The organism is Sulfurovum sp. MH2-6 (assembly GCF_058374785.1).
In genome coordinates this window covers 1,753,299-1,767,183 of sequence record NZ_CM178170.1, presented here as the reverse complement: position 1 = coordinate 1,767,183, position 13,885 = coordinate 1,753,299, and the positions used below count along the sequence as shown (strand labels likewise).

Genomic DNA, 13,885 nt, shown 5'->3' with positions numbered 1-13,885 from the left:
ACCATGAAACGTTTAATGAACCTCCGACCGTCCAAACCGACGGCCCTGATTATGGGACTGCTGCCTTTTATCGTGGTCTTGCTGATCTATATCGTAGCATCCGATGTAAGACTGGCGGAAAACCCGAACGACAAACTGCTTCCATCAATGAGCAGTTTTGTCGAAGCGGTTGATCGCATGGCCTTTACACCGAGCAAACGTACGGGCGAATATCTTTTTGTTGAAGATACGCTTGCCTCACTTGAGCGTCTGGGTCTGGGGGTGATGATCAGTGCCGTTTTGGCACTGTTGATAGCGATTCCCCTCGGGTTCGTTCCGTTCGTTCGCGCAGGACTCTCTCCCTTTGTTGCGGCTATTTCGATGGTGCCGCCCATGGCTATTTTGCCCATCTTATTCATCGTTTTTGGGATGGGTGAGATGGCTAAAGTAGCACTTATCGTTATCGGGGTAACACCATTGATCGTTCGCGATCTGCAGCAGCGGGTCATGGAGATGCCGACTGAACAGCTCATCAAGGCCCAGACCCTGGGAGGAAGCAGCTGGACGATCACCCTGCGTGTTGTACTGCCGCAGATCTTTCCGCGTCTACTGGATGCGGTCAGGTTGACACTCGGTACGGCGTGGATCTTCTTGATCTCTGCAGAAGCGATCTCGGCAACAGAAGGTTTGGGATACCGCATCTTCCTGGTGCGCCGCTATCTCTCGATGGATGTGATCCTCCCTTATGTGGTCTGGATCACCCTGCTGGCATTTTTGTTTGACTATTTGTTGAAACAGTTTAACTACCGTACCTTTAAGTGGTATGACGCAGGAAAGGAGCGTTCATGAGTCTCGTATCTATCAAGAACCTTTGGAAAAGCTACGGCGATAATGTCGTACTCGAGAAGCTGACGCTCAACATCGAAGCGGGCGAGTTCTGTACGTTGGTCGGTCCATCGGGATGCGGAAAGACGACATTTTTAAAAATGTTGCTGGGACAGGAGTATCCAACCAAGGGTACCTTCCTGCTGGACGGTAAGCCTTTCCCTGAAGAGCCCGGTGTAGAACGAGGGATCGTTTTTCAGCGCTATTCGGTGTTTGAACACCTCAGTGTACTGGAAAATGTTATGCTGGGTATAGAACTGGAACAGTCGAGGTTTTTCGGACGTCTGTTTGGAAAAGCGAAGAAAGCGGCTGAGAAAGAAGCGATGGAGATGCTTGAAGCTGTCGGTCTTGCCGATTCGGCAGAGAAGTATCCCAGTGCGCTTTCGGGAGGGATGCAGCAGCGCCTTTCCATTGCGCAATCATTGGTGAAAAAGCCGAAGATCCTGTTGCTTGATGAGCCTTTCGGTGCTCTGGACCCGGGGATACGTGCGGATATGCATGCTCTGATCCTGGAGCTGTGGAGAAAGAATAATCTCACAGTCGTTATGGTGACACATGACCTGCATGAGGGCTTCTATCTGGGGACCCGACTGCTGGTCTTTGACAAGGTACGTCACGATCCGCAGCTGCCGAATGCCTATGGTGCACGTATCACGTACGACATTCCTGTCGGAGAAACGAATGAAACCGTGTTAGATGAGATCGATAGAACCATAAAGGTTTGAATCATACCGGGAAGTATAGCTCTTCCCGTGCCGCTGGACGACCTGTGGCATAGAGACGACCGGGACGGCCCGAAGAAATTATGAAGGAGAAACAGTGATAACTGAACACAAAAATCTGAAACCAGAATCAATTATCCTCGACGAAGTGCTCCCGGGCGGGGCACGATGGTCGAAAATCATTAAACGCGGAGACAAGCTGCGCATTACGACGGAAAACGGCTTGGGCTCTCTTTCGGCTATGTTTTACAATGCCGATAATACAGCTGAACGTTTCAACTCTGCTGATACGGTAAAGATCCAGTACAATGCCTATTTCGGTAAAGGAAGAGTACTTTACTCAGAGCTGGGACGTGTGCTCTTTTCGATCACTGAAGACACGACAGATGGGATGTTCGATGCCATCGCAGGGATAAGCAATCCCCGCATTATCAAAGAGCGTTTCGGTGAAGGCGACTTCGAGCATATCCGTAACCGTTACTACAAAAGTGACAGAGAGAACTTCCTCGTCGAACTGGGAAAGTACGGTATGGGTAAACGTGATATGATCCCTGCGATCAACTTTTTTAGAAAAGTGGATGTCAAAGAGGGAAGCAGACTGGAGCTCTCATCCAGACGCCCCAAACCTGGAAGCTACATCGAACTGCGTGCAGAGATGAATATACTGCTGCTACTCTCAAACACACCGCATGTGATGGAAGAAGGAGGGTACAACCCCAGTGATGTACAGCTGACGATCTACAAGGCTGCGCCTGTTACAGAAGACGACCTCTGCGTCAACTTCAGCCCACAATCCCAACGTGCCTTCATCAACAACGCACGCTATTTTGCCTAAGGAGAGAATAATGAGCAGAGAGATTAACAATGCAATCTATAACGAAAGGATCGCGGCCGGTGTACCATGGAGCTATGTAGTCAAAAAAGGACAGACGCTTCGTATTATCGATCTTAAAGGGTGTCAGGCGGTCGATACGCTATTTTACAATGCCAATGACCATGAAGAGCGTTACTCTGCCCCGGATACCGTGAGAGAACAGGGAAGCATCTTTGTGACAACAGGGACGAAACTTATCTCCACCGATGACAATGTGATGATGGAGATCACTGCGGATACCTGTGGAAACCACGATACACTGGGCGGTCACTGCAGTGCCGAAAGTAACACGGTGCGATATTCACATGATACGAAATATATGCACAGCTGCCGTGACAACTATCTGTTCGAGATCGGTGAGTTGGAGATGGATCCAAGAGACCTTACCAACAATATCAACTTCTTTATGAATGTCCCGGTTGAAGAGGACGGTCACCTGGCTATCGTAGACGGTATATCCAAACCGGGTGACTATGTTGAAATGAGAGCGGAGATGGATACCCTGGTATTGGTATCCAACTGTCCACAGTTGAACAACCCGTGCAACGACTACGATCCCTCTCCTATTCAGATGGTTATCTGGGACGATTAAGAAGATGAAAACGGCTGCCAAATACTTTAGATTTGATGATGCAGTGCTTCCCAGCCTTCTGGCATGGAGCTATATGTTTTCAGCGTATATTTTCGGGTTTGCAGCGATACTGGCCGATGCTTTGTGGCTGAATGTGCTGGGTATACTTTTTTTAGCACATGCTATGGTGATCGCAGCCTATTTTGTTCACGAATGTGCACATGAATCACTCTTTAAAAAGAGTCGTCACAACCGCTTTTTCGGTGAACTGCTGCTCTGGTTGTGCGGTGCTTCCTACAGTGACTACGAGGCGATCAAACACAAACATGTCCGTCACCATATGGACCGTGCGGATATCGTCTCCTTTGATTTCCGTACGCGTCTGCAGCGGTATCCGAAGCTGTTGAAGCTGATTCAGGTGCTTGAGTGGTTCTATATCCCTGCGCTTGAGATCATGATGCATGCGCTTGTGATAATCCTGCCGTTTGTAAAAGAGAGTCGCCGTCATCTTCGCCGTCGTGTCGTGACGGTGCTGATGTTGCGTCTGGCATTTTTCGCTCTATTGGCAAGCATCTCGTGGAAAGTGCTTCTGTTCTATCCTGTAGCATATATGCTCTTTATGACGGTAATGCGTTTTATGGATGTACACCAGCATACCTATGATCTCTACGAAACACTTGATCACTCCAGCGGGCATGAGGTGCGACAGTATGACAGTGCATTTGAAAAACGCAATACCTTTTCCAATCTGCTGTCACAGAAATATCCGTGGCTAAACCTTCTGGTACTGAATTTTTCGTATCACAATGTCCACCACGACAGGCAGATGCAGCCCTGGTATCGTCTGCCGGCGCTTCATAGGGAACTTTATGGAAAGAATGAGACACAGGTACTCTCCATCGTCAATCTGCTCAAAAGCTACCACCGTTACCGTGTGCAACGGGTGATAAACTCGGATGCAACAGATACCGATGTCCATAAAGGAAGAGACTTTATCGGTGTTGACGGTGTATCGTTTCTAACAGCGCATTAAAGGAGAAAAAATGACACAGGTGAAGAAGTTTTGGCCCATCCTTACCGGAACCCACCGTTATGAAAAGAGACTTTCTACCCGTGGATGCGGTGAAGGTATCATTATAAATGCGCCGATCCTGGCGTATCTTATCGAAACTGACAATGGCCGTATCCTTTATGATGTCGGTTGCGATTACGCCAAGATCGCGGATGAGGTGAAGCGCAAGAAGTTCTATGAAAACGAGGAGTTCCCCTTCGGACCGCCGCAGATGAGCGAGGAGCAGCGTCTGCCCAATCGATTGGCCGAGCTTGGATTGCAAAAAGAGGATATCGATGTTGTCTTCTGCAGCCATCTGCACTTTGATCATGCAGGCGGTGTATGTGAGTTCTGCGGTGCAGAGGTACACGTGCATCAGAAGGAGCTGGAAGCCTTTTATGAACCTGCTGATGCAGCGTACTTCAAAGAGGATGTAGCATGCCCCGTTAATTGGCATGTATACAAGGGAGAATACGATCTTGTCCCCGGTGTACGGGCTGTTGAAACCCCCGGTCATACCGCCGGACATATGTCGATGTTGATTGAGATGCCAAAAGGCTCACCTATTCTTCTTTGCGGCGATGCGGCGGATCTGTGTGAAAACCTTGAAAAGGAGATCGCACCGGGTCTCTGTTGGCATGATGACGAAGCGATGGCCATTGCAAGCATCAGGAAGCTCAAGAAGCTTGCTGATGAAACTGGTGCCGAGCTCTGGCCCAACCATGATATGCATTTTTTCGAAAGCAAAAACCGCTTTCCGAAATGGTTTGAATAATAAGAAGAAGTATAACTCTTCCCGTGCCGCTGGACGACCTGTGGCATAGAGACGACCGGGACGGCCCGAAATGACTCTGAAAATGAAGGAAATAGAATGTTTAGCAAAGTATTGATCGCCAACCGCGGGGAGATTGCCTGCCGCGTTATCCGTACGCTTAAAAAAATGGGCATAGGTTCAGTTGCCGTCTATACAGGCGCTGATACTGATTCACTGCATGTCAGTCTTGCTGATGAGGCCTACTATATCGGCCACGGTGTTGCAAGTGAGAGTTATCTCGATACTGAGAAGATCCTCGATGTTGCAAAGCAAAGCGGTGCTGAAGCCATCCATCCCGGTTACGGTTTTTTAAGTGAGAATGCTGCATTTGCCCGTGCCTGTGAAGAAGCGGGGATCGCCTTTATCGGTCCGCGTCCGGAGCAGATGGAAGAGTTTGGGCTCAAACACACGGCACGTTCACTTGCAGAACAAAATGATGTGCCGCTGCTTCCCGGTTCATCTCTGCTGAGTGACCTGGATAACGCCAAAAGCGAAGCAAAACGCATCGGTTATCCTGTCATGCTCAAAAGTACTGCCGGAGGCGGAGGGATAGGGATGCAGCTTTGTTTTGAGGAGTCTGAGCTTATCAATGCTTACGACTCTGTCAAACGACTCAGCGAGAACAACTTCTCTGACAGCGGAATGTTTTTGGAAAAATATGTTGCAAAAGCACGCCATATCGAAGTACAGGTGTTCGGTGACGGGGAAGGTTTCGTCGCAACACTGGGAGATCGTGACTGTTCTGTACAGCGCCGTAACCAGAAGGTGATCGAGGAGACGCCTGCACCACTGATCTCCGATGAGATAAGAGAAGCACTCTACAAAGCGGCCAAAGACCTTACGGCATCGGTTGCTTACCGTTCGGCAGGAACCGTCGAGTTTGTTTACGATACAGAGAGCGGCGAATTCTATTTCCTGGAGGTCAACACACGCCTGCAGGTCGAACACGGCATCACGGAAGAGGTGACGGGTGTTGACCTGGTTGAGTGGATGATCCGTACGGCTTACGGTGAAAACCCCGGGCTTTACAGCTATGTCCATGCACCCAAAGGACATGCTATTCAGGTACGTGTCTACGCGGAAGATCCGATGAAAAACTTCCAGCCGAGTTCCGGTGTCTTGACCAATGTGGATTTTGCAGAGGGTATCCGCTGTGATACCTTTATCGAAACGGGTCTGAGTGTCTCCTCTTTTTATGATCCGATGATCGCCAAACTTATTGTCAAAGGCAGTGACCGAAAAGAGGCACTTGAGAAAATCAGCAGCGCTATTGCCGATACCCGTATTGACGGTATCGAGACAAACCTGCGCTACCTGGGTGCGATCGTTGCTTCCGATGTATTTAACGCGGGCAAACAGACGACAAAGTATCTTGATGGTTTCAGCTTCACGCCGCGCAGCATTGACGTTCTGAGACCCGGGACACAGACAACGATCCAGGACTTCCCCGGGCGCAGCGGATACTGGGATATCGGTGTGCCGCCTTCCGGGCCGTTTGACAGTTTCAGTTTCCGTTATGCCAACCGTCTTGTCGGTAATGATGAAAGGGCAGCGGGGCTAGAGATCGCTATTGCAGGTCCGACGCTGCGATTTAACACAGACAGTGTTGTCGCACTTTGCGGTGCGCAGATCGATGCGTTCATTGACAATGAACCTGTTGGGATGAATGAAGCTCTGTATCTCAAGGCAGGCAGTGTGCTCAAGCTCAAGAAGGTACATAATGAAGGGTTTAGAACCTACCTTGCCGTTCGCGGAGGATTTGACGTACCTGAGTATCTTGGCAGCCGTTCTACCTTTACGCTCGGACAGTTTGGTGGACATGCCGGACGTACGCTTGTACCGGGTGATGTCCTTCACATCGATGAGATGATCGATGGTGATATCGCTAAAGGAACAGCCAGACCACGCCACGACTTTGAAAACAGATGGGAGATCGGTGTGCTCTATGGACCGCATGGGGCACCGGATTTCTTCACCGACGAGGATATCAAGACCTTCTTTGAGACAGAGTGGGAGATCCACTACAACTCTAACCGTACCGGTGTACGTCTTATCGGTCCCAAGCCGCAATGGGCACGTACCGATGGGGGTGAAGCGGGGCTTCACCCGTCCAATATCCATGATAATGCCTATGCGATCGGTGCAGTGGATTTCACCGGTGATATGCCGGTCATTCTCGGTCCTGACGGTCCGAGTTTAGGCGGATTTGTCTGTCCCGTGACTATCGTGAGTGCGGAATTATGGAAGATGGGTCAGCTGCGTGCGGGCGACAAGGTGAAATTTGTCCCGGTGGAACACGACACGGCAATGGAGATGCTCAGTGCACAGGAAGAGGCGATTGCTACGCTTTCTACCTATGATGAGCGTTCTTTTCTTGATCCCAAACCGGTCGGTTCACCTATCCTTTTTGCCGATGAAGCAAAAGGGGAGCTTCCGGCTATGGTCATCCGTCAGTCGGGAGATGCAAACCTGCTGGTCGAATACGGAGAGATGCAGCTTGATATCGAATTGCGTTTCCGAGCCCATGTACTGATGGAGGCGGTGAAAGAAGCTGCGGTAGAGGGGGTTACGGATATCACTCCGGGTATCCGTTCGCTGCAGATTCACTTCGATCCGAAAGTGTGCGACCGTGCAGCACTGATCGAGCGTCTCAAAGAGATCGAACTTACCCTGCCGTCTATCGATGATATCAAGGTACCGACACGCATCGTACATCTGCCGCTTTCATGGGATGACGAATCAACCCGTATCGCCATTGATAAGTATATGAAGACCGTACGTCCTGATGCCCCTTGGTGTCCAAGTAACATCGAATTCATCCGCCGTATCAATGGTCTTGAGAGTATTGATGAGGTCAAGAAGATCGTCTTTGGTGCCAACTACCTTGTGATGGGTCTGGGTGATGTATACCTTGGCGCACCGGTAGCGACACCGCTTGATCCTCGCCACCGTTTGGTTACGACCAAATACAACCCGGCACGTACCTGGACCCCTGAAAATGCCGTCGGTATCGGAGGTGCGTACATGTGTGTCTATGGAATGGAAGGTCCTGGCGGATACCAATTCGTCGGCCGTACCGTGCAGATGTGGAACCGTCACCGTCAGACCGGAGATTTTAAAGAGGGCAAACCTTGGCTGCTGCGCTTTTTTGACCAGATAAAGTTCTACGAGGTGAGTGCCGAAGAGCTTCAGCAGATGCGCGAGGAGTTTCCCCGTGGACGTATGAAGCTTAAAGTAGAGGAGACAACATTCAGTCTCAAGGAGTACAAAGATTTCCTTGAAAAGCATGATGAAAGTATTAAAGCATTCAAGACGACACAGCAAAATGCCTTTGATGAAGAGCGTGCAATGTGGGAACGCACAGGCTTGGCAAACTTTACTTCTGAAAGCAGTGAAGCGAACGCCGAGACAATGGAAGTGATCGAGCTTGGCGAAAACGAAGAAGCAGTGGAGTCTCCGGTACAGGGCAGCCTCTGGAAGGTGACGGCTAAGCTTGGTGATATTGTCGAAGAGGGTGAAGTTCTTGCTATCGCTGAAGCGATGAAGATGGAAGTTGATATTGAAGCTCCCGAGGCGGGAAAAGTGGTGAAGGTGCTTTGCCATGAAGGGGAAAATATCCATGCGGGCAAGTTGCTTTTCGTGATCGAACCGTTGGAATAGAGACTGCCATGAAACTACAATGTTTTAAAACGATGTGGGGATTTGAAGGTGACTTCGAGACCGCCTGTCTGGAAGCAAAAGCAGCCGGTTTTGACGGTATCGAAGGAGCTGCACCGACCTCCCCGGAGGAACGAAGATACTGGAAAGCGTGCCTTGAAAAGCATGGTCTGCTCTATATCGCAGAAGCGGTGACAGGCGGTGACTATGTTCCCCGCCGTGATATGGATGCAGAAGAGCATCTGAAGGATCTTAAAGAGATCCTTCGGCGCAGTGCAGAACTTGCACCGCTGTTTGTTACCTGTATCGGAGGAGTGGATGCCTGGTACGAGGAAGAGAGTCTGCACTTTTTCAAAGAAGCAATGAAAGCGGCAGCACATTATAACCTCGAGATCAGCTTCGAGACCCACCGAAGCCGCTCGCTCTTCAATCCATGGGTAACACGCCGTATCGTGCAAAAGCTGCCGCAGATCGCGTTGACAGCAGATATAAGCCACTGGTGCGTGGTATGTGAACGGCAGATGGATACGGAGTTTGAGACCATTGAAGCGATCGCTTCCAATGTACGTCATATCCATGCCCGTGTCGGCTATGATCAGGGTCCCCAGGTACCCCATCCTGCGGCACCTGAGTATGCTGATGCCCTGAAAGCACATCAGCAATGCTGGGAGTGTATCTGGCGTCTCCAGCGGGATCGCGGCTTCGAGATGAGTACGATAACCCCGGAATTCGGACCGGACGGTTATCTGCACACCTTGCCTTTTACACAGGCACCGGTAGCTGATCTATGGGAGATAAACTGCTGGATGGCTAGAACCGAAACCGAACATTTTAACGATATTATGAAGGATGCCTCATGAGTTCAAGACTTCCCGTTATCGTACTGCTGAGCGCTTCCATACTCTGGGGCCTTTCATGGCTGCCGTTAAAAACCATCAACGGTATGGGGATCGACGGCATAGCCTTAACCTTAAGTGCTTACGGCATATTAGCATTGACATTGACCCCGTTCCTATTGGGGCAGGTATCTATCTGGCGTAACCATAAGAAGATGATGGGATTGATCTTCCTGCTTGGAGGCGGTGCCAATCTTGCTTTCACCTATGCATTGATCAACGGTGAGGTGATCCGCGTTATGGTACTTTTTTACCTGCTTCCTGTCTGGGGAGTTTTAGGCGGAAAGTTCTTTTTGAAAGAGGAGATCGACCGCTGGCGCTGGCTGGGCGTAAGTTTGGCTATAGGCGGGGCTTTTCTTGTCTTAGGCGGCTTTGATGCCCTCGGCGGTGCACCGTCATGGATCGATCTGATTGCCCTGCTATCGGGCTTTTTCTTTGCCATGAACAATCTTGTTTTCAGGGCGGCACAGGCTGTTCCTGTTGTCTCAAAGATTACTGTAATGTTTTACGGATGTTTTATCCTTGCAGCTATACTGATAGCCGGTAATGTCGAACCAATGCCAGCCTTTGTTTCAATGGATGCCTGGCTTGCACTTGCGCTTTACGCACTGATCTGGCTGCTTGCAGCAAATATCGGCTCTCAGTGGGGTGTCACCCATATGGAAGCCGGACGCTCTTCGATCATCATCATTATGGAGCTGATCACCGCTGTCATCTCTGCAACGATCATTGCAGGGGAGACGATGAGCCCTGTCGAGATACTCGGCGGGGGACTGATCATGACAGCAGCATTCATAGAAGCGCTGCGTACAAAAGATGACGACGTTCCTTCAGCAGAAACGTCTATATAAATAAGGATAGATTATGACTATATCAAAATTACTGAATGACTATAAAAACAAAATAACTGCACCGCGTGACGTGATCGCGCAGATCAAAGCACGTATCAAAGCGCATACCGATAATCCGATCTATCTCTACGTTCTTAGTGACGAAGAGCTTGAACCATATCTTTCACGGCTGGAAGGTGTTGATATCGATTCTCTCCCGCTCTATGGTATCCCTTTTTCCATCAAGGATAACATTGACCTTGCCGGCGTGCCGACAACCGCAGCCTGTCCTGAGTTTGCTTACACACCGGAGCGTTCATCGTTTGCCGTTGAACAGCTTATCCAAGCCGGGGCAATACCTGTAGGCAAAACCAATCTTGACCAGTTTGCTACGGGGCTTGTAGGCACGCGCTCCCCTTACGGTGCCTGTAAAAACAGTATCAGTCCCGAGTACATCTCCGGAGGCTCAAGTTCGGGCAGTGCTGTAAGTGTGGCCCTTGATATGGCGGCCTTTTCACTTGGAACGGACACGGCAGGATCAGGAAGGGTTCCTGCGGCATTTAACAACCTGATCGGTTTGAAAGCTTCCAAAGGTGTCGTGAGTACCGGTGGTGTGGTGCCTGCCTGTAGGAGTCTTGACTGTGTTACGGTTTTTGCTGCAGAGCTTCCCTGTATCCAAACCGTATTTGATATCATCAGCCGGTATGACCAGGAGGATATCTATAGCAGAGCCTATACTCCGACAGAAGAAAAAGCAAAAAGAAGTTTCACTTTTGCAATCCCTCAAAAAAAGCATTTAAAATTCTTCGGTGATGATCAGGCGCAACAACTTTTTGAAGAGGCTGTTAAAAAATTTGAATCCTTAGGTGGAAAAGCGGTAGAGGTAGATTATACGCCTTTTGATGAGAGTGCCAATCTTCTCTACAGCGGTCCATGGGTGGCTGAGAGATATATCGCTATCAAAGATACGATTACAAAGACCCCTGAAGTGGTAAATGAAACAGTAAGAACGATCATATCCGGCGGAGACAAGATAGATGCGATCAACTATTTTGAGTCTGAATATACTCTAAAGAAAAATAGAAAAATCATGGACAGGATATTCAATGAATATGCGTTCATGCTTACGCCGACAACGGGAACGATCTATACGATAGAAGAGGTAAATGCTGATCCGATACAGTTAAATACCAACCTTGGATACTACACCAACTTTATGAACCTGCTTGACCTTTGTGCTATTGCCGTGCCTGCCGGCTTCAGGGAGAATGGTCTGCCATTTGGGGTAACCATCATTGCTGACACATTTGAAGAAGAGAAAATCATGGATTATGCTTCAAACTATTTAGGTGTTTAACATGAAAGAGAATGAGATACTGGTAGGTGTATGCGGTGCGCATATGGAAGGGCTGCCTTTGAACTGGCAGTTGACAGCGCTTGATGCAACACTTGTCCAAAAAACAAGAACCCAAAAAGGGTATCGGTTGTTTGTACTGGAAAACAGAGATCCGATCCGTCCGGGGATGATATATGACAGTAGCAGCGATACACAGATTGAGCTTGAAGTGTGGTCGATGCCTGTAGAGAACTTTGGAAAGTTTATGAAGCAGATCGCTTCGCCTCTCGGGATCGGCACCGTATATCTGGAAGATGGAAACGGTATTTACGGGTTTTTATGTGAAGCTGACTTTCTAAAGGATGCAAAAGAGATCAGTGATCTGAAAAGCTGGAGAAACTATATCGCATAGCCACTGTTTGTTCCCGAAGTTGCTTTTGATCGATGGATGGGGGTAAGTTGTATGGCGCATGCAGACCTCCACCTGTAATGGTAACCCTTGGGTATGGTTTTTGCAGTGGTTGCGTCTGATCCCTATGGGTATATCGGGATTGAAAGGAAGGCTTGGAGTCTTGAAGTAGCATTTCGCTAGAATATATTTAAGAGCAATCCAAGGGAGTAGATGATGAAAGATCTTGCAAGTATACTCGGCGACCGTAGCGGTGACAAGTGTGAGTTGTGCGGCTCGACTGATGGATTGGGTGTCTACCAGGTAGAGCCTTCAGATGGAAGTGCAGAGCAGTCTATACTGCTTTGCAGTACCTGTCAATCACTGGTGGCTAACCCGATGGATAATGTCAACCACTGGCACTGCCTGAACGACACCATGTGGAGCCCTGAACCTGCAGTACAGGCGATGGCATACCGTATCCTCAAACAGATCTCTTCCGAGGGATGGCCGCAGGATATGCTTGATATGCTCTATCTTGAACCCTCTGTTCAGGAGTGGGCAGAAGCAGGACTGGAAGAGGAGAATCAACCGGAGGTAAGAGACGCAAACGGTACATTACTCCAAGAGGGAGACAGTGTCACTATTATCAAGGACCTTCCGGTTAAAGGTGCGGGATTTACAGCCAAGCAGGGAACTACGGTAAAAAATATCCGTATGGTAGCCGATGATCCGACGCATATACAGGGACGGGTGAACGGGACCTTGATCTATCTGAAAACGGAATTTTTGAAGAAGTTATAATATGGGGAACATTTTGAAAGTATGAAAAGGAGTAGCAGAGACTACTCCTTGAAGATCAAGCCATTTTCTTGATCGTTTTTTTCGCTACTTTTTTGGCGATTTTCTTTGTTGCAGGTTTTTTCTTCAACACTCTTTTAGTGACTTTTTTGAGTACTTTCCCTGCTGCTTTTTTAGCAACAACCTTTTTTGCTACCGCTTTCTTTGTAGCTTTTTTCGCTACCTTTTTCACTGCTTTTTTCTTTAAGACTTTTGCCATGAACGACACCCCTTTTTATTTTATTTTATTTTAAAACCACACTCTGTCGAAACGGTAATAAAACATCCTATTATATTACCTTCATCGGAAGATGTCAATCATAATCCTTTCATTACCGTTTCATAGAGGTAGTCAACGTCATCATCCTCCAGAAAGACCGTTTTTTTGCTTTCAAAAAATGCAAAGAGTTTCTGCTTTGGGAGTGAAGCACTGTAGAGACATTCGGGGTGTGCGGGGATAAAGGATTGCATCAAAGAGATCTGTTCCCCCAGAGGTGTTTCACAAATGTAACACTGCTCGTCATGATGAATACGCCCTTCATATTCTAAAAGTTTGATATAGCTTTCGCAGACGATACGTTTGGGGTTTTGCCTGTGCCATCTTTTTGCAGCATCCATCAGCAGGTCAAAATAAAAACGCTCTATCTCTTCAGCATCTTTGAGATGCGGTTCAAAAAGCCGGATAAAGTTATGCCAGAGCAGCAGCCTGTTCTTGTCAAAAAGCCAGGGGAAACCGATATGAGAGAGCGCACGTATACGGGGAAGAAATCTGCCATCCTCACCGTCCACTTCAAAATCCACCAGGTTTCCAAGCTGCAGGATCGAGTGTCTGGCGCCGTAAAAACGGTAATAAGAGCGTATATTCTCTTCACTTAAGACAACGGCGATCGAGTCTTCGTTCTTGGCTTTTTTGACACCCAGTATAAATCCTCTGATAGCATTTCCTTTTTTTGATATTTCGGTAAATTATAATGAAAAGAGCATTAAACAACACCCCCGCAGAAGGGAATTAAGGACCGATTAAACAATATTTAACGGCTAT

General features: G+C 48.5%; 14 protein-coding genes. 12 read left to right on the top strand and 2 right to left on the bottom strand.

Annotation, left to right across the window (positions count from 1 at the left end; genetic code table 11):
• Positions 1 to 3: 3 nt before the first annotated feature.
• The 12 genes from AC4JOV_RS09080 to AC4JOV_RS09025 all read left to right on the top strand — a co-directional run bounded on the left by AC4JOV_RS09080 (position 4) and on the right by AC4JOV_RS09025 (position 12,807).
• Positions 4 to 828, top strand: a complete 825-nt coding sequence (locus AC4JOV_RS09080; RefSeq protein ID WP_229937897.1) for an ABC transporter permease — start codon at positions 4 to 6, stop codon at positions 826 to 828.
• On the top strand, positions 825 to 1,589 hold the full coding sequence (locus AC4JOV_RS09075) for an ATP-binding cassette domain-containing protein (RefSeq protein ID WP_229937898.1): 765 nt from the start codon (positions 825 to 827) through the stop codon (positions 1,587 to 1,589). The genes AC4JOV_RS09080 and AC4JOV_RS09075 overlap by 4 nt, the downstream gene beginning before the upstream one ends.
• A 94-nt stretch (positions 1,590 to 1,683) precedes the next feature.
• Entirely contained in the window at positions 1,684 to 2,421 is a 738-nt protein-coding gene (locus tag AC4JOV_RS09070) for an urea amidolyase associated protein UAAP1 (protein WP_229937899.1), read from the top strand.
• Between the two features lie 10 nt (positions 2,422 to 2,431).
• Positions 2,432 to 3,052: an urea amidolyase associated protein UAAP2 gene (locus AC4JOV_RS09065; protein WP_229937900.1), complete on the top strand. Its 621-nt coding sequence runs from the start codon at positions 2,432 to 2,434 to the stop codon at positions 3,050 to 3,052.
• A 4-nt stretch (positions 3,053 to 3,056) separates the two neighbouring features.
• The gene (locus AC4JOV_RS09060; protein ID WP_229937901.1) at positions 3,057 to 4,064 is read left to right on the top strand and encodes a fatty acid desaturase family protein; all 1,008 of its coding nucleotides are present in this window, start codon (positions 3,057 to 3,059) and stop codon (positions 4,062 to 4,064) included.
• A gap of 10 nt (positions 4,065 to 4,074) precedes the next feature.
• On the top strand, positions 4,075 to 4,857 hold the full coding sequence (locus AC4JOV_RS09055; RefSeq protein ID WP_229937902.1) for an N-acyl homoserine lactonase family protein: 783 nt from the start codon (positions 4,075 to 4,077) through the stop codon (positions 4,855 to 4,857).
• A 96-nt stretch (positions 4,858 to 4,953) separates the two neighbouring features.
• Positions 4,954 to 8,556 carry an urea carboxylase gene (uca, locus tag AC4JOV_RS09050; RefSeq protein WP_229937903.1) on the top strand — a complete coding sequence of 1,201 codons (3,603 nt, stop codon included), beginning with the start codon at positions 4,954 to 4,956 and terminating at the stop codon, positions 8,554 to 8,556.
• Between the two features lie 8 nt (positions 8,557 to 8,564).
• Positions 8,565 to 9,413, top strand: coding sequence for a sugar phosphate isomerase/epimerase family protein (locus AC4JOV_RS09045; RefSeq protein WP_229937904.1), 849 nt, complete (start codon positions 8,565 to 8,567; stop codon positions 9,411 to 9,413).
• On the top strand, positions 9,410 to 10,300 hold the full coding sequence (locus tag AC4JOV_RS09040; RefSeq protein WP_229937905.1) for a DMT family transporter: 891 nt from the start codon (positions 9,410 to 9,412) through the stop codon (positions 10,298 to 10,300). Before AC4JOV_RS09045 ends, AC4JOV_RS09040 begins: the two co-directional genes overlap by 4 nt.
• 13 nt (positions 10,301 to 10,313) lie before the next feature.
• Positions 10,314 to 11,636 (top strand): allophanate hydrolase, encoded by a 1,323-nt coding sequence (gene atzF / locus AC4JOV_RS09035; protein ID WP_229937906.1) that lies wholly within the window; start codon positions 10,314 to 10,316, stop codon positions 11,634 to 11,636.
• A gap of 1 nt (position 11,637) precedes the next feature.
• Positions 11,638 to 12,027 carry an allophanate hydrolase-related protein gene (locus tag AC4JOV_RS09030; RefSeq protein WP_229937907.1) on the top strand — a complete coding sequence of 130 codons (390 nt, stop codon included), beginning with the start codon at positions 11,638 to 11,640 and terminating at the stop codon, positions 12,025 to 12,027.
• A 210-nt stretch (positions 12,028 to 12,237) separates the two neighbouring features.
• Positions 12,238 to 12,807, top strand: a complete 570-nt coding sequence (locus tag AC4JOV_RS09025) for a PhnA domain-containing protein (protein ID WP_229937908.1) — start codon at positions 12,238 to 12,240, stop codon at positions 12,805 to 12,807.
• A gap of 55 nt (positions 12,808 to 12,862) precedes the next feature.
• Here the strand turns inward: AC4JOV_RS09025 and AC4JOV_RS09020 are convergent, their stop codons facing one another.
• Together AC4JOV_RS09020 and recO are read right to left on the bottom strand one after the other, a co-directional pair.
• Positions 12,863 to 13,063 carry a hypothetical protein gene (locus AC4JOV_RS09020; RefSeq protein WP_229937909.1) on the bottom strand — a complete coding sequence of 67 codons (201 nt, stop codon included), beginning with the start codon at positions 13,061 to 13,063 and terminating at the stop codon, positions 12,863 to 12,865.
• A gap of 98 nt (positions 13,064 to 13,161) precedes the next feature.
• Positions 13,162 to 13,764, bottom strand: coding sequence for a recombination protein RecO (recO, locus tag AC4JOV_RS09015; RefSeq protein WP_229938367.1), 603 nt, complete (start codon positions 13,762 to 13,764; stop codon positions 13,162 to 13,164).
• Positions 13,765 to 13,885 lie beyond the last annotated feature (121 nt).